Raw genomic sequence first — 24486 nt, 5'->3', positions numbered from 1 at the left:
GAGTAACCGATGACAACCCAGTATGGATTTTTTATCGATTCCAGCCGTTGCACCGGTTGCAAAACCTGCGAACTGGCCTGCAAGGACTACAAAGATTTAACCCCGGACGTCAGCTTTCGCCGCATCTATGAGTATGCGGGCGGCGACTGGCAGGAAGACAACGGCGTCTGGCATCAGAACGTCTTTGCTTACTATCTCTCCATTGCGTGTAACCACTGTGAAGATCCGGCCTGTACCAAAGTTTGTCCGAGCGGCGCGATGCACAAGCGGGAAGATGGCTTTGTGGTGGTGGATGAAGATGTCTGCATCGGCTGCCGCTACTGCCATATGGCCTGTCCGTACGGCGCGCCGCAGTACAACGCGGCAAAGGGACATATGACCAAATGCGACGGCTGCCATGACCGCGTGGCGGAAGGTAAAAAACCGATTTGCGTGGAGTCCTGCCCGCTGCGTGCGCTGGATTTTGGTCCCATCGACGAACTGCGCAAAAAACATGGCGATCTGGCTGCTGNCGAGCGGCGCGATGCACAAGCGGGAAGATGGCTTTGTGGTGGTGGATGAAGATGTCTGCATCGGCTGCCGCTACTGCCATATGGCCTGTCCGTACGGCGCGCCGCAGTACAACGCGGCAAAGGGACATATGACCAAATGCGACGGCTGCCATGACCGCGTGGCGGAAGGTAAAAAACCGATTTGCGTGGAGTCCTGCCCGCTGCGTGCGCTGGATTTTGGTCCCATCGACGAACTGCGCAAAAAACATGGCGATCTGGCTGCTGTTGCTCCGTTACCGGGGGCGCACTTCACGAAGCCAAGTATTGTGATCAAACCGAATGCCAACAGCCGCCCGACCGGAGATACCACCGGTTATCTGGCGAATCCGAAGGAGGTGTAAGATGGGTAGTGGATGGCATGAATGGCCGCTGATGATCTTCACGGTTTTCGGACAGTGTGTGGTCGGCGGTTTTATCGTACTCGCCCTGGCGCTGATGAAAGGCAATCTGCGTGCTGAAACAGAACAGCGGGTTATCGCCTGTATGTTCGGTCTGTGGGTACTGATGGGCATTGGCTTTATCGCCTCTATGTTGCATCTGGGCTCCCCGATGCGCGCCTTTAACTCACTCAATCGTGTCGGGGCTTCGGCGCTGAGTAACGAAATAGCCAGTGGCTCGATCTTCTTTGCTGTAGGTGGCATTGGCTGGCTGCTGGCAATGCTGAAAAAGCTCTCTCCGGCGCTGCGTAATCTCTGGCTGATTATCACGATGGTACTGGGCGTCATCTTTGTCTGGATGATGGTCCGCGTATATAACAGCATTGACACGGTGCCTACCTGGTATAGTGTCTGGACGCCGCTGGGCTTCTTCCTGACGCTGTTCATGGGAGGCCCGCTGTTAGGCTATTTGCTGCTGCGTATCGCGGGTGTCGATGGCTGGGCAATGCGTCTGCTGCCAGCAGTTTCGCTGCTTGCGCTGGTGGTCAGCGCCATCATGTCGGTAATGCAGGGGGCTGAGCTGGCGACAATTCACAGCTCTATCCAGCAGGCTTCTGCGCTGGTGCCGGATTATGGTTCGCTGATGGCCTGGCGCATTGTGATGCTGGCGGTAGCGCTCTGCTGCTGGATTGTTCCGCAACTTAAAGGCTATCAGCCGGCGGTGCCGCTGCTTTCAGTGGCGTTTGTGCTGCTGTTGGTGGGCGAGCTGATCGGTCGCGGTGTGTTCTATGGTCTGCATATGACCGTGGGCGTAACGGTGGCCAGCTAGTTAATAATGTGTCGGATGACATATTGTTTGACCGGGGCATCAAGCCCCGGTTTTTTATTTCTGCTTCGTTAACGAGTCATAGCTGGTCATCAGATTGCGATAATCGGGGATATGACTGGAGAACAGCGTCGCCAGTCCTTCGATATCGTTGCGCCAGTCGCGGTGGAGTTCGCATGCTACGCCAAACCACGTCATCAATTGAGCGCCAGCCTGTGACATCCGATCCCATGCCGAATGGCGGGTAATTTCATTAAATGTACCCGAAGCATCTGTCACGACAAAAACGTCAAATCCTTCTTCAATGGCGGAAAGAGCAGGGAAGGCGACGCACACTTCTGTTACGACGCCCGCGATAATCAGTTGTTTCTTGCCGGTCGCTTTGACCGCGTTGACAAAATCTTCGTTATCCCATGCGTTAATGTTACCCGGACGTGCAATATAGGGCGCATCGGGGAACTGAGCTTTCAATTCTGGTACCAGCGGTCCGTTTGGTCCTGTTTCAAAGCTGGTTGTCAGAATGGTCGGCAGTTTGAAGTATTTTGCTAAGTCGCCCAGTGCGAGGACGTTGTTTTTAAATTTATCGGGATCAATATCCCGGACCAGTGAGAGCAGTCCAGCCTGATGGTCGACCAGTAGAACGGCTGCATTGTCTTTATCAAGTCTTACGTAAGGTTTAGTCATGATATTTCTCCTGTTCAGCATCAGTGGGGAATTTGATGAGATTAAGTTTATATAAAGAACGATATCTGAACAGGGTGATTAAAAAGAACTTACCGTTTCATTTTCAGGACAATGCAATGAAACTTCTCGCATAGCGTTTAGTAAGAAAAAAAAGTACGGTGAGTCCATGAAATTTTTCGACTGAACGAAGCGCGTTAATTTTGTTTTAGAACAATAAAAACAAGCAGATGTCTGTTTCCGCTTTTTATCAATTCATATTAAGAATCAGTAATACAAATCGATCGCCCTGAAAGCGTCTCAGCCCCCTGATTTCGCCGATTGACAATGTTTTTGGCGGTGGCATGATGCGCATGAAATTTGAACTTCCTCACGGTTTTTACACATGTCCATCTATACCCGGCCCGTCATGCTGCTGCTGTCAGGCCTGCTTTTGTTGACCCTGGCGATTGCGGTTTTAAACACGCTTGTCCCGCTTTGGCTCGCCCAGGAAAGTCTGCCTACCTGGCAGGTGGGGATGGTCAGCTCGTCCTATTTTACCGGTAACCTGGTCGGGACATTGCTGACGGGGTATCTCATCAAACGTATTGGGTTTAACCGTAGCTATTATGTCGCCTCGATGATTTTTGCGGCTGGCTGTGTCGGGCTGGGCGTAATGGTTGAGTTCTGGAGCTGGATGGCCTGGCGCTTTGTGGCTGGCGTGGGCTGTGCCATGATTTGGGTGATCGTGGAAAGTGCGCTGATGTGCAGCGGGACCTCGCGTAATCGTGGACGACTGCTTGCTGCTTACATGATGGTCTATTACGTGGGAACCTTTCTCGGTCAGTTGCTGGTCAGTAAAGTCCCGACCGAACTGATGAACGTGCTGCCGTGGGTGACCGGTTTGATCCTGGCGGGTATTTTGCCGCTGCTCTTTACGCGCATTCTGAGTCAGCAGGCCGACGATCGCAGTACGACGCCCATTACCTCGATGCTGAAACTCCGTCAGGCGCGGCTGGGCGTTAACGGCTGCATCATCTCCGGGATTGTACTCGGTTCCCTGTATGGCCTGATGCCGCTCTATCTCAACCACCGGGGCATTAGCAACGCTGGTATTGGCTTCTGGATGGCGGTACTGGTCAGCGCGGGCATTCTGGGGCAATGGCCGATTGGCCGTCTGGCCGATAAATTTGGTCGTCTGCTGGTGCTGCGCGTTCAGGTATTTGTGGTGATCCTCGGCAGCATTGCTATGTTGACTCAGGCCGCGATGGCTCCCGCCTTATTTATTCTGGGCGCCGCGGGCTTTACGCTCTATCCGGTGGCAATGGCATGGGCCTGTGAAAAAGTGGAACATCATCAGCTTGTCGCCATGAATCAGGCTTTGCTGCTCAGCTATACCGTGGGTAGCCTGCTGGGCCCCTCATTTACCGCGATGCTGATGCAGAATTATTCCGATAACCTGTTATTCATTATGATTGCCAGCGTATCGTTTATTTATCTGCTGATGTTGTTGCGTAGCGCCAGGCATACGCCGAATCCGGTGGCTCACGTATAAAGCGCGCCAGACGGTATGCAAGGTAAAATGTTTGCATACCGTGACTCATTTTCCCATTGCGGGTATGCCGGAAGTTGCGAGGTCTTCGCACGCTTTCAGCGCGCAGTGAAGCTGCGCCTGACTGGTAATACTCGTCAGCTGTTGTAAATGCTCCCCTTCATCCAGCCAGCAAACCAGTTTTTGAATCATTTCAATATGTCGGGTGCTGCTGGCGGCCGCCAGGACAATAATTAACCGCACATCTGGATGTCCAGGAAAAGGTACCGCCTCTTTCAGACAAAGAAGCGAAAGATGTGTCTCACTGCTTATCACTCCTTCTTCCGGACGGGCGTGCGGCAGGGCAAACTCAGGGCTTAAAATGTACCACGGGCCAGTTGTTTCTGTTTCACGGATGATTGCCTGAGCGTAGCCGGACGTAATTGCGCCCAGTTCTTCCAGAGGCTGGCAAGCCAGCGTCACAGCCTCCTGCCAGGTGCGACATTGTTCATGAAACTGACAGGCAGAAAACAGCGCAGATGTCATTGTGTTCTCCTTATTTCAGAGCGGCAGACCGCATTGCGGTCTGCCAACCCGAACTATCTGAGGGCTTCAAAGAGTGCGGTCGCCGAAATGCCGTATTTCTCTTTCAACTGGCGGCTATTGCCTGATTCCGTAAACGTGTCTTGTGTCCCCAGCCGGATTAATCTTGTGTTTAATCCTTCCTCCGCCAATACTTCAGCAACCTGACCGCCAAGCCCACCGGTGATCGTGTGATTTTCAATCGTTGCGATCTGCGGGCAGCTGGCAATCAGTTGCAGAAGGCGCTGGCGGTTAAACGGTTTTAGCATGGCGACGTGAATCAGCTTGCCTCGCTTTCCCTGGGCACATAGCTGAACATAACCTGCACTTGCCTGCTCCAGAACGGTTCCTTCATAGAGAATGGCGAAGTCATTGCCTGAGTCCTCCACGGCGGCGATATCGGTCACTCGCGGAACGGCAGATTTATCGCGCACGGGCATCGGTTCTCGGGCTACGCGAATATAGACAGGACCGGGAATGTTTACTGCCTGTTCAAATGCGGCTTCAACTTCTTCAGCGTCGGCAGGCGTCAGAATTGTGATCCCCGGCAGCACGCGCGTCAGGGCCAGATCTTCCAGCGCATGGTGCGAAGCACCGTCCGGGCCGTCATCCATACCGGGATGGCTACCGACCAGTTTGATATTCGCTTTTGCATAACAAGCCTGGCGGAGCTGTGTCCATGCCGTTCCGGTGACGAACATCGCGAAGTTAACGTAGAACGGAATATTTCCTTCCAGCGCCTGGCCTGTGGCAAAACTCATGGCGGAACCTTCTGCAATCCCCATTTCAAAGAATGCATCGGGCCAGGCTTTTTGAAACTGATCTGTTCGGGTGGAACTCGCCAGATCGCTGTCAATAACGACAACAGGATAGCCTTTCGCCTTCAGGGCGAGCAGGGCATTACCAATCTCATCGCGTGGTGCTCTCATGACTGTAATTCCTCCATAGCCTGCTGGTATTGCCCGGCACTCGGGGTTTTTGAGTGCCAGTCCCCATTATTTTCCATATAGCTCACGCCGCTGCCTTTGGTGGTGTGGGCGATAATAGCCACCGGTTTACCTTTCAGATGGCGCGAGAGCAGTAACGTATCGGCAACCTGGTGCATGTCGTTGCCATTTTGCAGTTCAAGCACATGCCAGCCAAAATTACGGATTTTATCGGCCAGGGGTTCGAGGTTGATGACCTCATTGACCGGATCGTGCGAGGAGAAACCGTTGCAGTCGATAATAGCGACCAGGTTATCCATTCGCATATGACTGGCCTGTTGCAGCGATTCCCAGATCTGGCCTTCGTGCATTTCACCATCACCGATAATGGCGAAAACGCGGTGGCAATCCTGAGCACGTTTTTTTGCCGCAGCCATCCCCAGAGCAACGGAAAGACCCTGACCCAGCAGCCCGGTTGTTGCATCCACATCGGGAAGGGATTTCACGCTTGGATGACCCTGCAGGCGCGAGTTGATCTGACGAAAGGTATTAAATTCGCTGCGTGCGATTTTCCCCAACTGGAACAACATGGCGTACTGCGCGGCGACGGCGTGGCCTTTGCTCATCACCACCCGGGTGCGCGGGGACTCATCCAGGCACATCTCCTGGTGGTAGATCCAGGTCAGAACATCAATAATGGAGAGGGCACCGCCGGGGTGACCAACGCCCGATTCGTAAATCATGGTGACAATATCGCGGCGGGCTGCGCGCGCATGAGATTTCAGTTCATCAATATTCATGTTTACTCCTTATCAGGGCAGCATTTTGCCGATGTAGTACACAACCAGACCAAGCGCAACGAAGTCGGTTTCCGGGAAGCTGGTGCCGGAGAGCCCTACGGACTCCATAATGGGATAGATAAGCGCAGGTCCGATGCCGATGAGAATACCGGTAATAAAGCTGCCTACTACGGCACCTTTCCAGCCACCGGAGGCATTACCGAATACCGCGGCAGTTGCTCCAATAAAGAAATAGGGAATGGCGACAGGAATAATTACCGTTTGACCAATTAGCGCAAGTATCCCCATCACAACCAGCCCGCCGACGAATGAGGAGATAAAGCCAAGTACGGTGGCGGTTGGTGCATAAGGGAACACCACCGGGCAGTCCAGTGCCGGTTTGGCGTTAGGAATGAACTTCTCGGAGATCCCCAGAAATGCCGGAACGATCTCTGAAAGCAGCAAACGAACGCCGGTAATGATGATGTAGAGTGAGGCGGTAAAGGTCAGGGATTGAAACAGCGGATAGACCAGCCAGTGCATACCACCCGCCACGGCGGTGACGGCCGTTTTCCCGGCGGCCAGCGCAGCAATGTAATAGAAAATACTGACCGAAATAGAAACCGAGACAATATAGTCTTTAAAAATCCCCAGCCATCCCGGCAGGTTCAGTTTTTCCGTTGAGTCTTTAGGATCCCCCACCTTTGAGCCAATCCAGCCAGAAGCCGCATAGGCCAGCGTGACGTAATGCCCCATGGCGATTTCATCATTGCCGGTGATCTTACGCATCCAGGGTTGAGCAATGGCAGGATAGATACAGGCTGCCAGCCCAAGCAGGACAGACCCCGCAATAATCGTAATACCATCACTGTAACCCAACGCTTTCAGCGTGACGGTGAGTAAAGCAGAGAGATAGAGGTTATGCTGACCGGTTAAAAAGATGTATTTGAATGGCGTCACGCGGGCAAAAAACAGGTTCCAGCCAAAGCCGATAACCATAATCAGCGACACGCACATGGCAAATTTGGTTTGTGCCAGCCCGGTTAGCGCTTCTGCCAGCGGCATCACCCCTTTCAGTCCAAATCCATCGCTGAAAAGCGTCTGGAAATTACCCAGAGAGGTGACTGCCAGCCCGGCACCACCGGCAAAAACCAGAAAGCCGACGATGGTTTTGAAGGTGCCGGATAACACTTTTTCGATCGGTTTGCGTTGGATTAACAAACCGATTAATGCAATAAATCCAACTAAAAGTGGGGTTACACCCAGAATGTCGAATACAATAAACCTGAGGAGATCCATATTGCCTCCGGGAGAGGTTAGTTGCCCTGAATTACGCTGGTGAGCGCGGTTTCCATTTCTTCGCTATTCATCAAGTCGGTTATACCGATGGCTCTGAATCCGGCAGCTTCAATTTCATCGGTGAGGTCGCGCATGGTGATAACAAAGTCGATCCCTTGCCAGGTGGCAAGACCGGACAAGACGTCGTGTTCGAGTTCAATATCCCAGCCATGTTTATCGATAACTTTCTGGGCTTTGATTTTGAGCATTAAGGAGCTGCCCATGCCGGTACGACAGACAATAAGACCTTTCATATGATTTCTCCTGTATTGTAAAAATAATTATTTTCCGTTGCGCGTAACGTGAAAAAAATTATTATCTTTACCCTGGCAGAAAGATGTGATTGTGTTTGCATTTCGAGCAAAAAGGCGAAAAATGAGTCATATTAATACTAACTTGCTGATAAATATCAGGAATGAGGCTGGCGGGCTTAGCCCAATCCTGGAAAAGGTGGGTCATTTTGTGACGGAGAATCCGGACTTTGTGATGCGGCACACGATTACTGAGTTGGCGGATTCGATTGAAACCAGCGAGGGGAGTATTACTCGCTTTTGTCGGGCATTTGGTTTTAAAGGTTTCTCTGATTTCAGAACTGCGCTTGCTCTGGAGCAGGGGGCTGCACGTCCTGAAGAGCAGGGCAATGAAGAGATTTCTGCCGTTGTGGCAAGTATTCGCGACAGCCATGCCATCATCAATACCCAGGAGCTACAGGCCGCCGCCGCATGGCTCAATCAGGTTAATAATGTTGCGATTTATGCCGTCGGTACGGCGGTCCCGGTGGCGCTGTTTTTGCAGATGAACCTGATCAAAATGGGTAAGGCTGCGAGTTTTGTTGATCGTTTTTATCTCACCACGTCATCCATGATGGTTGAGCCGCAAAGCCAGGGGATCATTGTGGTCCACACCGAGCAGGCATCGGCAGATATGATGCAGGCGCTGGCACTGGCAAAGCAGCATAACGCGCGTATTCTTTCGCTCACGCGAGGTACCTTTGCGCCGCTCAGTCGCCTTTCCGACTGGAATTTACAGGCTGCCGTGGCACTGAAGGGGGAGGGGGAGTATGGCTTCGCTGAAATTGCCGGTGCGATGATGGTCGCGGATCGATTACTCAATGCGCTTGAGGAACAGGATGAGCGCTATGCGGAGTGCCGCAAAGCGCATCAGAAGAGTATTTTCTCGATTGAGAGCGTGGCGAATAAGCTGTCGGAATACTTTATGTCGTAAATCGGCTATTCAGGCGGAACCTTCATCGCAGGCGTCAATAAAGGCGGTGGATACCACACTATCAGGAGAGGTGCCTGCCCTTTGCGGTATAGCCGCGCATTAACAGGGACTGCCAAAAGAGAAGGGCTATCGTTGCGGAACGCGGTATTTGTTGCCTGTTGTCATCGCTGTACTGATAGCGGAGGGGCTGCCCTGTGTGAGCAGCCATGCTGACGAAAGAAAAAAGGGTTGCGATGATTCCGTATCGCAAAAATCAGTCCATGATGAATTTCCTGGTATATTAATATCAGTACATTACTTTATGACCATACTGCTCAAGAATGCCCTTCACGCGTTCCATGGTCTCTTTCTTCGGCGGCTTCACGCCATCCAGCTTGTACTCTTCACCCATGGCAACCCATTTGTGCTTGCCCAGTTCGTGATAAGGCAATAGTTCGATTTTTTCAACGTTGCCCATATCGCGGGTAAATTCACCGAGGCGATGCGCTGAGTCGTCGTCGTCAGACCAGCCCGGTACGACGACGTAACGAATCCACACGTTAATATTCTTGTCAGACAAATAGCGCGCAAATTCCAGCGTACGATGGTTGGATACGCCAACCAGGTTCTGGTGAATCTCGTCGTTCATCTGTTTAAGGTCGAGCATCACCAGGTCAGTAACTTCCAGCAGCTCGTCAATAACCGGATCGTAACGACGGACAAAACCGTTAGTGTCCAGACAGGTATGAATGCCTTCTTTCTTGCAGGCGCGGAACCAGTCGCGCACGAATTCTGCCTGAAGAATAGCTTCGCCACCGGATGCGGTTACCCCGCCGCCAGACGCGTTCATAAAGTGGCGGTAGGTCACGACCTCTTTCATCAGTTCTTCAACCGTGATTTCTTTACCGCCATGCGTATCCCACGTATCACGGTTATGACAATACAGGCAGCGCATCAGGCAACCCTGGAAGAAGGTGATAAAACGGATACCCGGGCCATCGACAGTGCCACAGGATTCAAAGGAGTGAATGCGACCAATAACTGACATTGCGGTGTTTCTCCAGATGTGGCCCATCCGGGGCCGTGTTGGCGCACAGCTCGTTGGCTGTGTCGAGTCTGTTTTGGCGGTTATCCATTGAGTATAGATAACTGGCAAAGCAGGCTTATTAAAAAGGCCCCACTTACGTGGAGCCTTTATTGTACGCTGTTTATTGCGTAATTTCAGTCAAAACCCATTACATGGTCTGAGTGAAGGTACGGGTAATAACGTCCTGCTGCTGTTCTTTCGTCAGGGAGTTAAAACGTACTGCGTAGCCAGATACACGGATGGTCAGCTGAGGATATTTCTCAGGGTGTTCCATCGCATCAAGCAGCATTTCACGGTTCATGACGTTCACGTTCAGGTGCTGACCACCTTCAATGGACGCTTCGTGATGGAAGTAACCGTCCATCAGACCCGCCAGGTTAGTCTTACGAACTTCGTCGTCTTTACCCAGTGCGTTCGGAACGATAGAGAAGGTGTAAGAGATACCATCTTTAGCGTAAGCAAACGGCAGTTTAGCAACGGAGGTCAGAGAGGCAACAGCACCTTTCTGGTCACGACCGTGCATTGGGTTAGCACCCGGTCCGAACGGTGCGCCAGCGCGACGACCATCCGGGGTGTTACCGGTTTTCTTACCATACACAACGTTAGAGGTGATGGTCAGAACAGACTGAGTCGGGATAGCGTTACGGTAAGTCGTCAGTTTCTGAATTTTCTTCATGAAACGTTCTACCAGGTCAACCGCCATGTCATCAACGCGAGAGTCGTTGTTACCAAACTGCGGGTACTCGCCTTCGATTTCGAAGTCGACAGCCAGACCGTCTTCGTCACGAATCGGTTTAACTTTCGCATATTTGATTGCAGACAGGGAGTCAGCAGCAACGGACAGACCAGCGATACCACACGCCATGGTGCGGATAACGTCACGGTCGTGCAGCGCCATCAGAGAGGCTTCGTAGCTGTACTTGTCGTGCATGTAGTGGATAATGTTCAGCGCGGTGACGTACTGCTTAGCCAGCCAGTCCATGAAGTGATCCATGCGATCCATGACTTCGTCGAAGTTCAGGACGTCGCCTTTGATCGGCTCAGATTTAGGACCAACCTGCATTTTCAGTTTTTCATCAACGCCGCCGTTGATTGCGTACAGCATGGTTTTCGCCAGGTTTGCACGCGCACCGAAGAACTGCATTTGTTTACCAACGACCATTGGGCTTACGCAGCAAGCGATAGCGTAGTCGTCGTTATTGAAGTCCGGACGCATCAGGTCATCGTTCTCGTACTGCAGAGAAGAGGTGTCGATGGACACTTTAGCGGCGAATTTCTTGAAGTTCAGAGGCAGTTTTTCAGACCACAGAACGGTGATGTTCGGTTCCGGAGACGGACCCATGGTGTACAGGGTGTTCAGGAAACGGAAGCTGTTTTTGGTTACCAGAGTACGGCCATCAACGCCCATACCACCGATAGATTCAGTTGCCCAAATCGGATCGCCAGAGAACAGTTCATCGTATTCAGGCGTACGCAGGAAGCGAACCATACGCAGTTTCATGACCAGGTGGTCAATCATTTCCTGAGCGTCTTGTTCGGTGATTTTGCCTGCTTTGATATCACGTTCGATGTACGCATCCAGGAAGGTGGATACACGACCGAAGGACATTGCAGCACCGTTCTGAGACTTAACAGCGGCCAGGTAGCCGAAGTAGGTCCACTGGATAGCTTCCTGAGCGTTGGTAGCCGGACCAGAGATATCGCAGCCATATTTAGCCGCCATCTCTTTGATCTGACCCAGCGCACGGTGCTGTTCAGCAATTTCTTCACGCAGACGGATAGTGGCTTCCAGGTTTACGCCGTTTTCCAGATCGGACTGCAGGGAAAGGAACTGTGCATATTTGTCTTTCAGCAGGTAGTCGATACCGTACAGCGCAACGCGGCGGTAGTCACCGATGATACGGCCACGGCCATACGCATCCGGCAGACCTGTCAGAACGCCGGATTTACGGCAGTTCAGAATGTCTTTGGTGTAGACATCAAATACGCCCTGGTTGTGGGTTTTGCGGTATTCGGTGAAGATTTTTTTCAACATCGGGTCCAGCTCGCGATTGTACGCTTTGCAGGAACCTTCAACCATTTTGATACCACCGAACGGGATGATCGCACGTTTCAGCGGCGCTTCAGTCTGCAGACCAACGATTTTCTCAAGGGCTTTGTTGATGTAGCCAGCATCGTGAGAAGTGATGGTAGAAGCAACAGAGGTGTCAAAGTCAACAGGCGCGTGAGTGCGGTTTTCCTGTTTAACGCCTTCCATTACGCTGTCCCACAGAGCCGTGGTCGCATCAGTCGCGCCAGCCAGGAAGGACTCGTCACCCTCATACGGAGTGTAGTTTTTCTGAATGAAGTCACGGACGTTGACTTCATTCTGCCAGTCACCTTTGGTAAAACCTTCCCAGGCTGTGGCTAACTTTTCATTAAGCTCGGACATGTAACACCTACCTTCTTAAGTGGATTTTTTATTTACTGCGTGTAGTGAACATCAGGACTAGTGATGATCGTTACCACGCAGGTAAATGACCCAGTATGTCAACCCGACCAACAAACCCCCGCCGATAATGTTACCGATCGTAACCGGAATCAGGTTATCAGTGATGAAGTTCATTACGCTCAGGTGAGAAAAACTTTCCGGCGTTGAACCGACCGCGGTCCAGAATTCCGGTGTCGCGAAATCACGGATTACAATACCCATTGGGATCATAAACATGTTTGCGATACTGTGCTCAAAACCGCTGGCAACAAACATTGCAACCGGCAGAACCATAATAAATGCTTTATCCATCAGGCTGCGGCCTGAGTAGCTCATCCATACGGCCAGGCATACCATCAGGTTCGCAAGGATACCCAGGCAAACGGCTTCAACAAAAGTATGGTGCATTTTGTGGTCGGCGGTTTGCAGGACGTTAAGCCCCCACTGACCATTCGCGACCATATACTCGCCAGAGAGCCACATCAATAGCACAAAGAGCAGGCAACCAATCAGGTTACCAAAATAGACGTTGAGCCAGTTTTTCGCCAACTGACCCCAGGTGATACGCCCGCTGGCCTTTGCCACCACGATCAGTACGGTAGAGGTAAAAAGGTCAGCGCCGCAGATAACACAAAGAATCAGCCCCAGAGAGAAGCAGATGCCGCCAATCAGTTTCGCCATGCCAAAAGGCATCGTACCAGTGCCGGTTGTCGCAGTGATATAGAAAACAAAGGCGATTGAGATGAAAACACCGGCAGTAATTGCCAGATAGAAAGTCTTAAGCGGATGTTTCGTTGCTTTATAGACGCCTGCTTCTTCGGCAACTTTGGCCATTGCAGCAGGGAGTAAAAGATCAAAAGGGTTGTCAGCTTTCACACTAACTCTCTCTTTATTAAGTCGGCGACGAGATACTAACAAAGCATTATAGATGAGAATTTGATATAGATCATATCTCGCCTGGCTTATAGGCCCGTAAGACGCATGGTTTTTATGCGATTACGGTGTAATTGTTTGATTATCATGATAAAAATAAATTTTAAAATTTAGCAAATGAGTTGAATTTTTTCTTTACCCTCCCTGTGGACAGTTAATTAAAATGGGGCAATCGATAAAAAAAGTAACTTTAATACGTTAGTTTTTGTAATATCAACTACCAATATTTAACCTTGTTATTACAATTATTTGGTTTATTCAAAAATAAGAAAAACGGGGCACCAGAAGCGCCCCGTAATATAGCTCAGACAATGACATAAACCTACTCAGTGCAGGTCAACTGCCTCTATTTTGACCAGAAGGCCGCTTTGGCGCGCTGGAGCTTCTCGTAAGCCTTCAGCAGTGACTGATGCGAGGCAAAAGCGTGCAGATCGCTGTCTACCGACGGCAGACCATAGAATGCGGCTTCGCCGCTTAACGCCGCACTTGCCGCTTCAACGGCCTCTGCGCCATACATCCGCACAAAAGCGTTCAGATATTGCAGAGGTTCGCGCTCTTCTTCCTGCGAAAGCAACAGCAGCGTTTGCAGGCAGCGGTAATAGTTCGCGCGTTCAGGGCTAAAGACCGAACCATTAAACTCCATTGTCCACTCGGTCCAGATCAGCGCCTGTTCCAAATCGCCACCCGCCAGCGCCAGCATCGCTTTTAATTCGCCGATGCGCAGCGTGTACCAGCCGTTGTCCGCACCGGTCGCCAGTCCCAGTAATTCGCGCACGCGGGTGAAGTCATCAAAACCCTCTTCATCCAGTTGCTCGATCAAATTGAGATATTCTTCTTTGTCCCATTCGCTGTCCGGCAAAGAGAGAAGGGTTTCACGCAGATGCATGCCCATGCCATTGTTTGCCAGCCACAGATCTTCAGCAGGATAGATATCCGACATGCCCGGCACGATGATACGGCAGGCGTACACGCCAAGATGCTCGTAGTCGGCAATGTACACTTCTTTATCTTCAGCATTGAAGATAGCCATCAGGGTGGCGAACTCTTCCTCCGTCGTGCCGGAGAAATTCCAGTCGACAAACGCATAATCGGCATCCTGTCTGAACAGATCCCAGGAGATCAGGCCGCTGGAGTCAATGAAGTGCGTCTCGAGGTTGGTATGTTCAGCCACTTCTTCATCATCAAACGTTGGCGGCGTAAAGACATCCAGATCTTTCAGACCACGGCCCTGTAGTAACTCGGTAACCGTACGCTCCAGCGCAACGCCGAAATCAGGGTGGGCACCAAATGAAGCAAAGCAGGTACCGTTAGCCGGATTGAACAGAACCACACAGATAACCGGGTACTGACCGCCCAGTGAGCCGTCATAAGCAAATATTGGGAACCCTTCGGCTTCCAGTTTTGCGATGGATTCGACGACCGCCGGGTAGCGTGCCAGCACGTCGGCCGGGATTTCCGGCAGACTGATGCTCTCGGCGATAATGCGATTTTTCACATAACGTTCAAAGACTTCAGACAGCCCCTGAACGCGCGCTTCATTACGAGTGTTACCGGCGGACATCCCGTTAGAGACGTACAGGTTACCGATAATGTTCATTGGGATATAGACGGTCTGGTTGTCCGACTGGCGGGTAAATGGCAAACCACAGACGCCACGTTCTTCATTTCCGGACTGCAGATCGATAAGCATGCTTCCGGCCAGTTCGTTTTCCGGATCGTAAAACGCGCGCAGACGCGCATCCAGCAGACCTTCCGGTATGCTGTCATCCCCGGTCAACGGGAACCATTTCTCGTTCGGGTAGTGAACGAAAGGGGCATTGGCGATGGTTTCACCAAGCCAGAAGTCCGCAAAGAAATAGTTGGTGGAAAGACGCTCAAAGTATTCACCCAGCGCGGAGGCCAGTGCGGCTTTTTTCGTCGCGCCTTTACCGTTGGTGAAGCACAGTGCGCACTCTTTGTCGCGAATGTGTACAGACCAGACGTTTGGCACCGGATTCAGCCAGGAGGCCTCTTCAATATGGAAACCGAGATCGAGCAGTTTCTGCTGGAAGCGAGCGATGGAGTCTTCCAGAGCGGCGTCTTTGCCGGGGATAAATGTTTGCGTCATGAAAATCACTTTTGTCGTACGGAAAGCGCGCAATGATACGGGTTTTAGAGGAATGGCGCTATCGTCGCCGGACCTTCGGTGTAAATAAAAGTTTTGGCTATGCTTTGATACAACGGATCGCTGAAAGAGCATAAAAATGAAAGCATTTGATTTACAGCGTATGGCGCTTGATAAGGTCCCAATGGAGTTTTTAGGGGAAGTCGCTCTGCGAAGTCTTTATACCTTTATTCTGGTGTACTTTTTTTTGAAACTGACCGGACGACGCGGCGTACGGCAAATGTCGCTTTTTGAAGTATTGATTATTTTAACCCTGGGTTCAGCAGCGGGCGACGTGGCATTTTATGATGACGTCCCGATGCTGCCTGTGCTGGTGGTGTTTATTACTCTGGCGCTGTTGTACCGTGCAGTCATGTGGCTGATGACACACAGTGAAAAAATGGAAGATCTGCTGGAGGGTAAGCCTGTCGTCATTATTGAAGACGGCGAACTGGCATGGGAGAAACTGAACAACGCCAATATGACCGAATTTGAATTTTTTATGGAGTTACGCCTTAACGGTGTTGAACACCTTGGACAGGTGAAACTCGCTATCCTGGAAACAAACGGCCAAATCAGCGTCTATTTCTTTACTGACAACGATGTGAAACCAGGGCTTAGCATTTTACCTAAGCATTGTACGCAGCGGTTTAAAGTCGTCCCAGCGGCGGGAGACTACGCCTGCGTGCGCTGTAGTGAGGTTATCCAGATGAATGCCGGAGATCATCAATTATGTCCACGCTGTGCAAATCCAGAATGGTCGAAGGCCAGTCGGGTAAAAAGGGTCACCTGACAGCAAAAGTATCGGTTTTTAACGGTCAATCCAATAGATTCTGTTGTGTGACGGATGGCACATTTTTACCCCAGCCGGTTTTACCCATTGCGGCGCGTGCCACTGAATGATAAAACCGATATCCACAGGAATAACTTATACCCAATCTCAGTCGTCTTGCTTTGTCTGGATGGCCGGGGTTGAGGTGATAATAACGCAACGTGGTGAGGGGAAATGGCTCAGGTCTTCAATTTTAGTTCAGGTCCGGCAATGCTTCCGGCGGAAGTGCTTAAACTGGCTCAACAGGATCTTTGTGACTGGAACGGTCTAGGTACATCGGTGATGGAAGTTAGCCACCGCGGTAAAGAGTTCATCAAGGTCGCAGAGGAGGCGGAACAGGATTTTCGCGATCTCCTTAGCATCCCCTCCAACTATAAAGTGTTGTTCTGCCACGGCGGCGGCCGCGGGCAGTTTGCGGCAATTCCGTTAAACATTCTTGGCGATAAAACATCGGCAGACTATGTCGATGCCGGTTACTGGGCGGCCAGTGCAATTAAAGAAGCGAAAAAATACTGCTCCCCAAACGTTATTGATGCCAAAGAAACCGTGGATGGCCTGCGTGCGGTCAAACCGATGAGCGAGTGGCAGCTGTCCGACAACGCTGCCTATTTGCACTATTGCCCGAATGAAACGATCGATGGTATCGCCATCAACGAAACGCCGAATTTTGCGTCTGATGTGGTCGTGACGGCAGATTTCTCTTCAACGATTCTCTCCTCTCCGTTGGATGTATCCCGCTACGGGGTGATTTATGCCGGAGCGCAGAAGAACATCGGTCCGGCGGGTTTAACGATTGTCATCGTACGCGAAGATCTGCTGGGCAAAGCGCACACCACTTGTCCGTCAATCCTTGACTACACCATTCTTAATGACAACGACTCCATGTTCAATACGCCGCCGACCTTCGCCTGGTACCTTTCTGGCTTAGTGTTCAAATGGCTCAAAGAGCAGGGTGGCGTTACGGTGATGGATAAAATCAATCAACAAAAAGCAGCGCTACTGTATGGCGTGATTGATGGCAGCGATTTCTACCGTAACGACGTGGCAAAAGCGAACCGTTCCCGTATGAACGTACCGTTCCAGCTGGCTGACAGCGCGCTTGATAAGCTCTTCCTGGAAGAGTCTTTTGCCGCAGGTTTGCATGCGCTTAAAGGTCACCGTGTTGTGGGAGGAATGCGGGCCTCCATCTATAACGCTATGCCGCTGGAGGGCGTGAAAGCACTGACCGATTTTATGGTCGATTTCGAGCGTCGTCGCGGCTAATCGGCATTCTCTTTTCATCCCCACAGCCTGCCTGTGGGGTTTTTATTTCTGTTTTTGAGAGTTGAGTTTCATGGAATCCCTGACGTTACAACCCATCGCGCGAGTCGATGGCACCATCAATCTGCCTGGCTCCAAAAGCGTGTCGAACCGTGCGTTGTTACTGGCGGCTTTAGCTCACGGTACAACTGTTTTGACCAATCTGCTGGACAGCGATGATGTTCGCCATATGCTCAACGCCCTGAGCGCGTTGGGGATCAAATATACCCTTTCAGCCGATCGTACCCGCTGCGAGATCGTCGGCAACGGCGGAGCATTACGTGCTGAAGGTGCGCTGGAACTGTTTCTCGGCAACGCCGGGACGGCCATGCGTCCGCTGGCTGCGGCGCTATGCCTGGGGACAAACGATATCGTGCTGACCGGTGAACCGCGCATGAAAGAGCGCCCGATTGGTCATCTGGTCGACGCATTGCGCCAGGGCGGGGCCAATATTGATTATCTGGAGCAGGAAAACTATCCGCCGCTACGACTGCGAGGCGGTTTTAATGGTGGAGAGGTTGAAGTGGACGGTAGCGTCTCCAGCCAGTTCCTCACCGCGCTGCTCATGACTGCGCCGCTTGCACCGCAGGGTACGGTAATTAGTATCAAGGGCGAGCTGGTATCAAAACCCTACATCGATATTACCCTTAACCTGATGAATACGTTTGGTGTCGAGATTGAGAATCAGAGCTACCAGCGTTTTGTGGTGAAAGGCCATCAGCATTATCAGTCGCCAGGCCACTATCTGGTGGAGGGTGACGCCTCATCGGCGTCCTATTTCCTGGCTGCTGGTGCTATTAAAGGTGGTACGGTGAAGGTGACAGGGATTGGTCGCAACAGTATGCAGGGCGATATTCGCTTTGCCGATGTTTTAGAAAAAATGGGGGCGACCCTTACATGGGGAGACGACTTCATTGCCTGTACGCGTGGTGAACTGAATGCTGTCGATATGGATATGAACCACATTCCCGATGCGGCAATGACAATTGCTACGGCGGCGCTGTTTGCGAAAGGCACGACCACTTTGCGTAATATCTACAACTGGCGCGTCAAAGAGACCGATCGCCTGTATGCCATGGCGACGGAGCTGCGTAAAGTTGGCGCAGACGTGGAGGAGGGGCATGATTTTATTCGCATTACGCCGCCTGCGGAGCTGCAGTTTGCCGAAATAGCCACCTACAACGATCACCGAATGGCGATGTGTTTCTCGCTGGTGGCACTCTCCGATACGCCAGTCACTATTCTTGATCCGAAATGCACCGCCAAAACGTTTCCGGACTATTTCGAACAGCTGGCGCGTATCAGTACTCCTGCCTGATGTCCTCCCTGCGCCAGCCAGCGGGCTGGCGCGCAATCTTCCAAAGCCGTACTTTTTTCTTCTTTTGGCGCCCTGAGGCATCTTGAATTACTTTGTGTATATAAGTGCGCAATTATTCCTCATCTGATTACAGATAAAACGGGTTTTTGCACACAATGTTAACGATTGTGGGCGTTGGCGCGTATAATGCGCGGCGTTTACGTTAACGGTACGCCTGTTTAAGGAGATAAAGATGACGGCAATCGCCCCGGTAATTACCATTGATGGCCCAAGCGGCGCTGGAAAAGGCACCTTGTGCAAAGCAATGGCGGAAGCGTTGCAGTGGCATCTGCTGGACTCTGGCGCGATTTATCGTGTTCTGGCGCTGGCGGCATTACATCATCATGTGGATGTTGCTTCAGAAGATGCGCTGGTACCGCTGGCTACCCATCTGGATGTGCGCTTTGTATCAACAGACGGCAATCTGGAAGTGATTCTGGAAGGGGAAGATGTCAGTGGTGAAATTCGCACTCAGGAAGTGGCCAATGCCGCATCCCAGGTTGCCGCGTTTCCCCGCGTTCGCGAAGCACTGCTGCGTCGTCAGCGCGCCTTTCGTGAGTTGCCTGGCCTGATTGCCGATGGGCGTGATATGGGCACGGTGGTATTCCCTGATGCGCCAGTAAAAATTTTCCTTGACGCCTCCTCTGAAGAACGTGCGCATCGCCGTATGCTACAGTTGCAGGAGAAGGGCTTTAGTGTTAACTTTGAACGCCTTTTGGCCGAGATCAAAGAACGCGACGACCGCGATCGAAATCGTGCGGTAGCGCCGTTGGTTCCTGCTGCTGATGCTTTAGTTCTGGATTCTACCCGATTAAGCATTGAGCAAGTGATTGAAAAAGCGTTACAATATGCGCGCCAAAAATTGGCACTCGCTTAAGTGCGACCGAATTTGCAGTACCCCCGTTGCAATGGAGTGACAGCGGGTATGTTAAACAACCCCATCCGGCATGGAGCCAGGTGGACGTTAAATATGAAACCTGAAGATTAAACATGACTGAATCTTTTGCTCAACTGTTTGAAGAATCCTTAAAAGAAATCGAAACCCGCCCGGGTTCCATCGTTCGTGGTGTTGTTGTTGCTATCGACAAAGACGTAGTACTGGTTGACGCCGGTCTGAAATCTGAGTCTGCCATTCCGGCTGAGCAGTTCAAAAACGCCCAGGGCGAACTGGAAATTCAGGTTGGTGACGAAGTTGACGTTGCTCTGGATGCAGTAGAAGACGGCTTCGGTGAAACCCTGCTGTCCCGTGAGAAAGCTAAACGTCACGAAGCATGGATCACGCTGGAAAAAGCTTACGAAGATGCTGAAACTGTTACCGGTGTTATCAACGGCAAAGTTAAGGGCGGCTTCACTGTTGAGCTGAACGGTATTCGTGCGTTCCTGCCAGGTTCTCTGGTAGACGTTCGTCCGGTGCGCGATACGCTGCACCTGGAAGGCAAAGAGCTTGAGTTCAAAGTAATCAAGCTGGATCAGAAGCGCAACAACGTTGTTGTTTCTCGTCGTGCCGTTATCGAATCCGAAAACAGCGCAGAGCGCGATCAGCTGCTGGAAAACCTGCAGGAAGGCATGGAAGTTAAAGGTATCGTTAAGAACCTCACTGACTACGGTGCATTCGTTGATCTGGGCGGCGTTGACGGCCTGCTGCACATCACTGATATGGCATGGAAACGCGTTAAGCATCCGAGCGAAATCGTAAACGTTGGCGACGAAATCACTGTTAAAGTGCTGAAGTTCGACCGCGAACGTACCCGTGTATCTCTGGGCCTGAAACAGCTGGGCGAAGATCCGTGGGTAGCTATCGCTAAGCGTTATCCGGAAGGTACCAAACTGACTGGTCGCGTGACCAACCTGACCGACTACGGCTGCTTCGTTGAAATCGAAGAAGGCGTTGAAGGCCTGGTTCACGTTTCCGAAATGGACTGGACCAACAAAAACATCCACCCGTCCAAAGTTGTTAACGTTGGTGATGTAGTGGAAGTTATGGTTCTGGATATCGACGAAGAACGTCGCCGTATCTCCCTGGGCCTGAAGCAGTGCAAAAACAACCCATGGCAGCAGTTTGCGGAAACCCACAACAAGGGCGACCGTGTTGAAGGTAAAATCAAGTCTATCACTGACTTCGGTATCTTCATCGGCCTGGACGGCGGTATCGACGGCCTGGTTCACCTGTCTGACATCTCCTGGAACGTTGCAGGCGAAGAAGCAGTTCGTGAATACAAAAAAGGCGACGAAATCGCTGCAGTTGTTCTGCAGGTTGACGCAGAACGTGAACGTATCTCTCTGGGCGTTAAACAGCTCGCAGAAGATCCGTTCAACAACTGGGTTGCACTGAACAAGAAAGGCGCAATCGTAAACGGTAAAGTCACTGCAGTTGACGCTAAAGGCGCAACCGTAGAACTGGCTGACGGCGTTGAAGGTTACCTGCGTGCTTCTGAAGCATCCCGTGACCGCGTTGAAGATGCAACTCTGGTTCTGAGCGTTGGCGACGACGTTGAAGCTAAGTTCACCGGCGTTGACCGTAAGAACCGCGCAATCAGCCTGTCTGTTCGTGCGAAAGACGAAGCTGATGAGAAAGATGCAATCGCAACTGTTAACAAACAGGAAGATGCAAACTTCTCTAACAACGCAATGGCTGAAGCTTTCAAAGCGGCTAAAGGCGAGTAATTCTCTGAAACTTCGGGTGTTTTATCCCGAAGTATGATGAGTTTACTTGACAGATTGCAGGTTTCGTCCTGTAATCAAGCATTAAGGGCGGCTACGGCCGCCCTTAATTAATGCAATAACAGTAGCAGCCAATTTGCTTAAGGAACCGGAGGAAACATGACCAAGTCAGAATTGATTGAAAGACTTGCAACCCAGCAATCTCATATTCCCGCGAAAGCGGTTGAAGATGCGGTAAAAGAGATGCTGGAGCATATGGCCTCGACTCTTGCGCAGGGCGAGCGTATTGAAATCCGCGGTTTCGGCAGCTTTTCATTACATTACCGCGCACCTCGTACTGGACGTAACCCGAAGACTGGCGACAAAGTGGATCTGGAAGGAAAATATGTTCCACACTTCAAGCCGGGTAAAGAACTGCGCGATCGCGCCAATATTTATGGTTAAGTTTGAATTACAAACTTAAGCCCGAAAAAAGCACCGCGCAGGTGCTTTTTTCATTTCTGCCATACGGTGCTGGAAAGCCCCTCGCATTTTAATTCGCATATTGCATTTCCTGAACAGAAAGCGCGGAAGCGTTATCGGAAAACGGAAAACTTCACCCAGACAAAGATTGGGTAACGTCGCACACTTCCTGCAACAGGGAGGTGTTCATGAAAATAACGACGGTCAGCGTATGTGCATTGTGCGGAATTACCCCGCTAATAATTTTGCCCGAGCTTCCCGGGATGCCTGGTATCGTCGGTCTGTTTAGTCTGGCATGCCTGTTCAGCTTCATACCGCATAGATACTTACGTTACGTTGGGTTGACCCTGCTATTTTTCCTGTGGGGGATTATGGCGGGTAAACAGGCTGTCTGGCCGGCGAATACGCTGCCGGGAACAACCCAGGAGGCAATTGTCAGGATTACCGGTACGGATAACATGACGACGCACTATGGCAAGGTTACCCATCTTAACGGCAGGTGGATCTTTCCAGCGGTGGGCGTTGTTCTGTATGGCCAGTATTTACCGGATGTAGTTTGTGCAGGGCAGCGCTGGGCGATGTCGCTGAAGGTTCGCGCCGTACACGGACAACTCAATGAAGGTGGTTTTGACAGCCAACGCTATGCGCTGGCACAGCATCAACCGCTAACCGGGCGATTTCTGCAGGCCAGGGTTATTAACCCTGAATGCAGCAGCCGGGCTCTCTATCTGGCTTCACTAAAGAAAACGCTTGCTGACTATCCGTGGCAGCAAGTGATATTAGGGCTGGGAATGGGAGAACGTTTGTCAGTTCCGCAGGAGGTGAAAACACTTATGCGCGATACAGGCACCGCTCACCTGATGGCCATCTCTGGTTTGCATATTGCCTTCGCTGCGTTTCTTATGGGGGCAGTCATTCGCGGTGCACAATTTTTTATACCTGTCAGATGGATTCACTGGCAGGTCCCGCTCGTTGGTGGGATCCTGAGTGCAATATTTTACGCCTGGCTAACCGGGTTGCAGCCGCCTGCATTGCGAACGGTGGTGGCGCTGGTTGCGTGGGGGATGCTCAAACTCAGTGGTCGACAATGGAGCGGGTGGGAGGTCTGGTGCTGTTGTCTGGCTGCAATTGTGGTGGTGGATCCTATCGCCGTTCTCTCGCAAAGTTTGTGGCTCTCAGCTCTGGCCGTTGCTGCACTGATTTTTTGGTACCAATGGTTTCCTTGCCCTGTCTGGTCGTTACCGCGGGCAGTGCGCTTCTTACCTGAACTGGCACACCTGCAATTGGGTATTACACTGTTACTTCTGCCGCTGCAAATCGCTCTCTTTCACGGCGTCAGTCTGACCTCATTTCTGGCGAATCTGTTTGCTGTGCCGATGGTCACGTTTATTTCTGTCCCGTTAATTTTGGCTGGAATGATCGTACACTTAACGGGTCCCCTGTTTTTTGAACATGGGATGTGGCTTTTGGCCGATAGTTCACTCGCCGTGTTGGTTTGGGCGCTCCGGGCTTTGCCAGAAGGGTGGATCAATATTGATGAGCGCTGGCAGGGGGTGCTGCTGATTCCATGGCTGGCGCTGATAGTATGGCGATTTAATGCCTGGCGAACGTGGCCAGCTGTCTGTCTGGCAGGGCTGTTATTGCTGAGCTGGCCGTTTTGGCGCCCCGCACGAAGCGATAGCTGGCAGGTCTATATGCTTGACGTAGGGCAGGGCCTGGCAATGGTGATTGCCCGGAATGGCAAGGCAATCCTCTATGATACCGGTCTTGCCTGGCTTGGCGGCGACAGTGGGCAACAGTTGATAATTCCCTGGCTGCGCTGGCATAACCTGACTCCGGAAGGGATTGTGCTGAGTCATGAGCATCTGGATCATCGCGGTGGGATGGACGCTTTGCTAAAAGCCTGGCCGTCCATGTGGGTCAGAAGTCCATTAGGCTGGAAAAACCATTTACCCTGTTTTCGCGCAGAGCAGTGGCAATGGCAGGGGCTACGTTTCAGCGCACATTGGCCGCTGAAAGGAAATAAGGACCAGGGTAATAACCGTTCCTGCGTTGTAAAAGTGGATGATGGAACGCACAGTATTCTGCTTACGGGGGATATAGAGTCTCCAGCTGAACAAAAAATGCTAAGTCATTACTGGGAACATCTGCAATCGACTGTGATTCAGGTTCCACACCACGGCAGTAATACTTCATCATCACTGGCGTTGGTTCAGCGTGTCAACGGAACGGTGGCGTTGGCCTCTGCGTCACGCTACAACGCCTGGCGTCTGCCGTCGGTAAAGGTAAAAAAACGTTATCAGAGTGAAGGCTATCAGTGGCTGGATACCCCACATCATGGGCAGGTATCGCTGGATTTTTCAGGGCAGGGCTGGCGAATAAATAGCCTGCGTGAGCAACTTTTGCCTCGTTGGTATCATCAGTGGTTTGGCGTGTCAGAGGATAACGGGTAGAATATGCGGCTATTTC

Annotated in this window: 20 protein-coding genes and 2 pseudogenes; 12 read left to right on the top strand and 10 right to left on the bottom strand. The window is 51.5% G+C overall.

What is annotated here, in order from left to right; all coding sequences use genetic code 11:
• Window positions 1-9: 9 nt before the first annotated feature.
• The 3 genes and pseudogenes from dmsB to C3432_RS08350 form a co-directional block, all read left to right on the top strand.
• A pseudogene (dmsB, locus tag C3432_RS08360) lies at window positions 10-510 on the top strand (dimethylsulfoxide reductase iron-sulfur subunit DmsB); the annotation flags it as partial.
• A 2-nt stretch (window positions 511-512) separates the two neighbouring features.
• Window positions 513-892, top strand: a pseudogene (locus C3432_RS08355) (4Fe-4S dicluster domain-containing protein); the annotation flags it as partial.
• Between the two features lies 1 nt (window position 893).
• On the top strand, window positions 894-1757 hold the full coding sequence (locus C3432_RS08350) for a dimethyl sulfoxide reductase anchor subunit family protein (RefSeq protein ID WP_103776164.1): 864 nt from the start codon (window positions 894-896) through the stop codon (window positions 1755-1757).
• Between the two features lie 54 nt (window positions 1758-1811).
• On the opposite strand, the gene ycaC is transcribed toward C3432_RS08350, so the two are convergent.
• Entirely contained in the window at window positions 1812-2438 is a 627-nt protein-coding gene (gene ycaC / locus C3432_RS08345; protein ID WP_103776163.1) for an isochorismate family cysteine hydrolase YcaC, read from the bottom strand.
• 382 nt (window positions 2439-2820) lie between these two features.
• On the opposite strand from ycaC, the gene C3432_RS08340 reads away from it, so the two are divergent.
• Window positions 2821-3969, top strand: coding sequence for an MFS transporter (locus C3432_RS08340; protein ID WP_103776162.1), 1149 nt, complete (start codon window positions 2821-2823; stop codon window positions 3967-3969).
• A 45-nt stretch (window positions 3970-4014) separates the two neighbouring features.
• On the opposite strand, the gene C3432_RS08335 is transcribed toward C3432_RS08340, so the two are convergent.
• From C3432_RS08335 to C3432_RS08315, 5 genes are read right to left on the bottom strand one after another with little or no spacing between them, the layout of a single operon-like run.
• Window positions 4015-4491 carry a PTS sugar transporter subunit IIA gene (locus tag C3432_RS08335; protein WP_103776161.1) on the bottom strand — a complete coding sequence of 159 codons (477 nt, stop codon included), beginning with the start codon at window positions 4489-4491 and terminating at the stop codon, window positions 4015-4017.
• A 53-nt stretch (window positions 4492-4544) separates the two neighbouring features.
• Window positions 4545-5456 (bottom strand): transketolase family protein, encoded by a 912-nt coding sequence (locus C3432_RS08330; protein ID WP_103776160.1) that lies wholly within the window; start codon window positions 5454-5456, stop codon window positions 4545-4547.
• Window positions 5453-6253, bottom strand: a complete 801-nt coding sequence (locus C3432_RS08325; protein ID WP_103776159.1) for a transketolase — start codon at window positions 6251-6253, stop codon at window positions 5453-5455. The genes C3432_RS08330 and C3432_RS08325 overlap by 4 nt, the downstream gene beginning before the upstream one ends.
• A 12-nt stretch (window positions 6254-6265) precedes the next feature.
• Complete coding sequence (locus C3432_RS08320; RefSeq protein WP_103776158.1) at window positions 6266-7531, bottom strand: PTS ascorbate transporter subunit IIC; 1266 nt, start codon at window positions 7529-7531, stop codon at window positions 6266-6268.
• A 17-nt stretch (window positions 7532-7548) separates the two neighbouring features.
• Window positions 7549-7824: a PTS sugar transporter subunit IIB gene (locus C3432_RS08315; RefSeq protein ID WP_103776157.1), complete on the bottom strand. Its 276-nt coding sequence runs from the start codon at window positions 7822-7824 to the stop codon at window positions 7549-7551.
• Window positions 7825-7945: 121 nt separating this feature from the next.
• Between C3432_RS08315 and C3432_RS08310 the strand changes: the two genes are divergently transcribed.
• A complete protein-coding gene (locus C3432_RS08310) occupies window positions 7946-8794 on the top strand; it encodes a MurR/RpiR family transcriptional regulator (RefSeq protein ID WP_103776156.1) in 849 nt (282 codons plus the stop codon).
• Window positions 8795-9080: 286 nt separating this feature from the next.
• Here C3432_RS08310 and pflA read toward each other — a convergent pair whose 3' ends face one another.
• From pflA to ycaO, 4 genes are all read right to left on the bottom strand, one after another.
• The gene (gene pflA, locus C3432_RS08305) at window positions 9081-9821 is read right to left on the bottom strand and encodes a pyruvate formate lyase 1-activating protein (protein ID WP_103776155.1); all 741 of its coding nucleotides are present in this window, start codon (window positions 9819-9821) and stop codon (window positions 9081-9083) included.
• Between the two features lie 187 nt (window positions 9822-10008).
• Window positions 10009-12291 (bottom strand): formate C-acetyltransferase, encoded by a 2283-nt coding sequence (gene pflB, locus C3432_RS08300; protein ID WP_103776154.1) that lies wholly within the window; start codon window positions 12289-12291, stop codon window positions 10009-10011.
• A gap of 57 nt (window positions 12292-12348) precedes the next feature.
• Window positions 12349-13206, bottom strand: a complete 858-nt coding sequence (gene focA, locus C3432_RS08295) for a formate transporter FocA (RefSeq protein ID WP_103776153.1) — start codon at window positions 13204-13206, stop codon at window positions 12349-12351.
• Between the two features lie 403 nt (window positions 13207-13609).
• Complete coding sequence (ycaO, locus tag C3432_RS08290) at window positions 13610-15370, bottom strand: 30S ribosomal protein S12 methylthiotransferase accessory factor YcaO (protein WP_103776152.1); 1761 nt, start codon at window positions 15368-15370, stop codon at window positions 13610-13612.
• A 136-nt stretch (window positions 15371-15506) separates the two neighbouring features.
• Between ycaO and C3432_RS08285 the strand changes: the two genes are divergently transcribed.
• From C3432_RS08285 to C3432_RS08255, 7 genes are all read left to right on the top strand, one after another.
• Window positions 15507-16199 carry a DUF421 domain-containing protein gene (locus tag C3432_RS08285; protein ID WP_103776151.1) on the top strand — a complete coding sequence of 231 codons (693 nt, stop codon included), beginning with the start codon at window positions 15507-15509 and terminating at the stop codon, window positions 16197-16199.
• Between the two features lie 213 nt (window positions 16200-16412).
• Window positions 16413-17501, top strand: coding sequence for a 3-phosphoserine/phosphohydroxythreonine transaminase (gene serC / locus C3432_RS08280; protein WP_103776150.1), 1089 nt, complete (start codon window positions 16413-16415; stop codon window positions 17499-17501).
• Between the two features lie 70 nt (window positions 17502-17571).
• Window positions 17572-18855: a 3-phosphoshikimate 1-carboxyvinyltransferase gene (gene aroA / locus C3432_RS08275; protein WP_103776149.1), complete on the top strand. Its 1284-nt coding sequence runs from the start codon at window positions 17572-17574 to the stop codon at window positions 18853-18855.
• A gap of 232 nt (window positions 18856-19087) precedes the next feature.
• Entirely contained in the window at window positions 19088-19771 is a 684-nt protein-coding gene (cmk, locus tag C3432_RS08270) for a (d)CMP kinase (RefSeq protein WP_103776148.1), read from the top strand.
• Between the two features lie 113 nt (window positions 19772-19884).
• Window positions 19885-21558 (top strand): 30S ribosomal protein S1, encoded by a 1674-nt coding sequence (gene rpsA, locus C3432_RS08265; protein WP_103776147.1) that lies wholly within the window; start codon window positions 19885-19887, stop codon window positions 21556-21558.
• Between the two features lie 156 nt (window positions 21559-21714).
• Window positions 21715-21999 (top strand): integration host factor subunit beta, encoded by a 285-nt coding sequence (gene ihfB / locus C3432_RS08260; RefSeq protein ID WP_002463068.1) that lies wholly within the window; start codon window positions 21715-21717, stop codon window positions 21997-21999.
• Window positions 22000-22205: 206 nt separating this feature from the next.
• A complete protein-coding gene (locus tag C3432_RS08255; RefSeq protein WP_103776146.1) occupies window positions 22206-24470 on the top strand; it encodes a ComEC family protein in 2265 nt (754 codons plus the stop codon).
• Window positions 24471-24486: the final 16 nt, after the last annotated feature.

The organism is Citrobacter amalonaticus (genome assembly GCF_002918555.1).
Taxonomy (GTDB): domain Bacteria; phylum Pseudomonadota; class Gammaproteobacteria; order Enterobacterales; family Enterobacteriaceae; genus Citrobacter_C; species Citrobacter_C amalonaticus_A.
The sequence above is the reverse complement of the archived record's forward strand: the minus strand, read 5'-3'. Positions and strand labels throughout refer to the sequence as shown.

What these genes read in the sequence shown, in the direction of transcription:
- C3432_RS08350 (WP_103776164.1), top strand. Translation starts at nt 894, where the DNA reads ATGGGTAGTGGATGGCATGAATGGCCGCTGATGATCTTCACGGTTTTC.
- ycaC (WP_103776163.1), bottom strand. Translation starts at nt 2,438, where the DNA reads ATGACTAAACCTTACGTAAGACTTGATAAAGACAATGCAGCCGTTCTA.
- C3432_RS08340 (WP_103776162.1), top strand. Translation starts at nt 2,821, where the DNA reads ATGTCCATCTATACCCGGCCCGTCATGCTGCTGCTGTCAGGCCTGCTT.
- C3432_RS08335 (WP_103776161.1), bottom strand. Translation starts at nt 4,491, where the DNA reads ATGACATCTGCGCTGTTTTCTGCCTGTCAGTTTCATGAACAATGTCGC.
- C3432_RS08330 (WP_103776160.1), bottom strand. Translation starts at nt 5,456, where the DNA reads ATGAGAGCACCACGCGATGAGATTGGTAATGCCCTGCTCGCCCTGAAG.
- C3432_RS08325 (WP_103776159.1), bottom strand. Translation starts at nt 6,253, where the DNA reads ATGAATATTGATGAACTGAAATCTCATGCGCGCGCAGCCCGCCGCGAT.
- C3432_RS08320 (WP_103776158.1), bottom strand. Translation starts at nt 7,531, where the DNA reads ATGGATCTCCTCAGGTTTATTGTATTCGACATTCTGGGTGTAACCCCA.
- C3432_RS08315 (WP_103776157.1), bottom strand. Translation starts at nt 7,824, where the DNA reads ATGAAAGGTCTTATTGTCTGTCGTACCGGCATGGGCAGCTCCTTAATG.
- C3432_RS08310 (WP_103776156.1), top strand. Translation starts at nt 7,946, where the DNA reads ATGAGTCATATTAATACTAACTTGCTGATAAATATCAGGAATGAGGCT.
- pflA (WP_103776155.1), bottom strand. Translation starts at nt 9,821, where the DNA reads ATGTCAGTTATTGGTCGCATTCACTCCTTTGAATCCTGTGGCACTGTC.
- pflB (WP_103776154.1), bottom strand. Translation starts at nt 12,291, where the DNA reads ATGTCCGAGCTTAATGAAAAGTTAGCCACAGCCTGGGAAGGTTTTACC.
- ycaO (WP_103776152.1), bottom strand. Translation starts at nt 15,370, where the DNA reads ATGACGCAAACATTTATCCCCGGCAAAGACGCCGCTCTGGAAGACTCC.
- C3432_RS08285 (WP_103776151.1), top strand. Translation starts at nt 15,507, where the DNA reads ATGAAAGCATTTGATTTACAGCGTATGGCGCTTGATAAGGTCCCAATG.
- serC (WP_103776150.1), top strand. Translation starts at nt 16,413, where the DNA reads ATGGCTCAGGTCTTCAATTTTAGTTCAGGTCCGGCAATGCTTCCGGCG.
- aroA (WP_103776149.1), top strand. Translation starts at nt 17,572, where the DNA reads ATGGAATCCCTGACGTTACAACCCATCGCGCGAGTCGATGGCACCATC.
- cmk (WP_103776148.1), top strand. Translation starts at nt 19,088, where the DNA reads ATGACGGCAATCGCCCCGGTAATTACCATTGATGGCCCAAGCGGCGCT.
- rpsA (WP_103776147.1), top strand. Translation starts at nt 19,885, where the DNA reads ATGACTGAATCTTTTGCTCAACTGTTTGAAGAATCCTTAAAAGAAATC.
- ihfB (WP_002463068.1), top strand. Translation starts at nt 21,715, where the DNA reads ATGACCAAGTCAGAATTGATTGAAAGACTTGCAACCCAGCAATCTCAT.
- C3432_RS08255 (WP_103776146.1), top strand. Translation starts at nt 22,206, where the DNA reads ATGAAAATAACGACGGTCAGCGTATGTGCATTGTGCGGAATTACCCCG.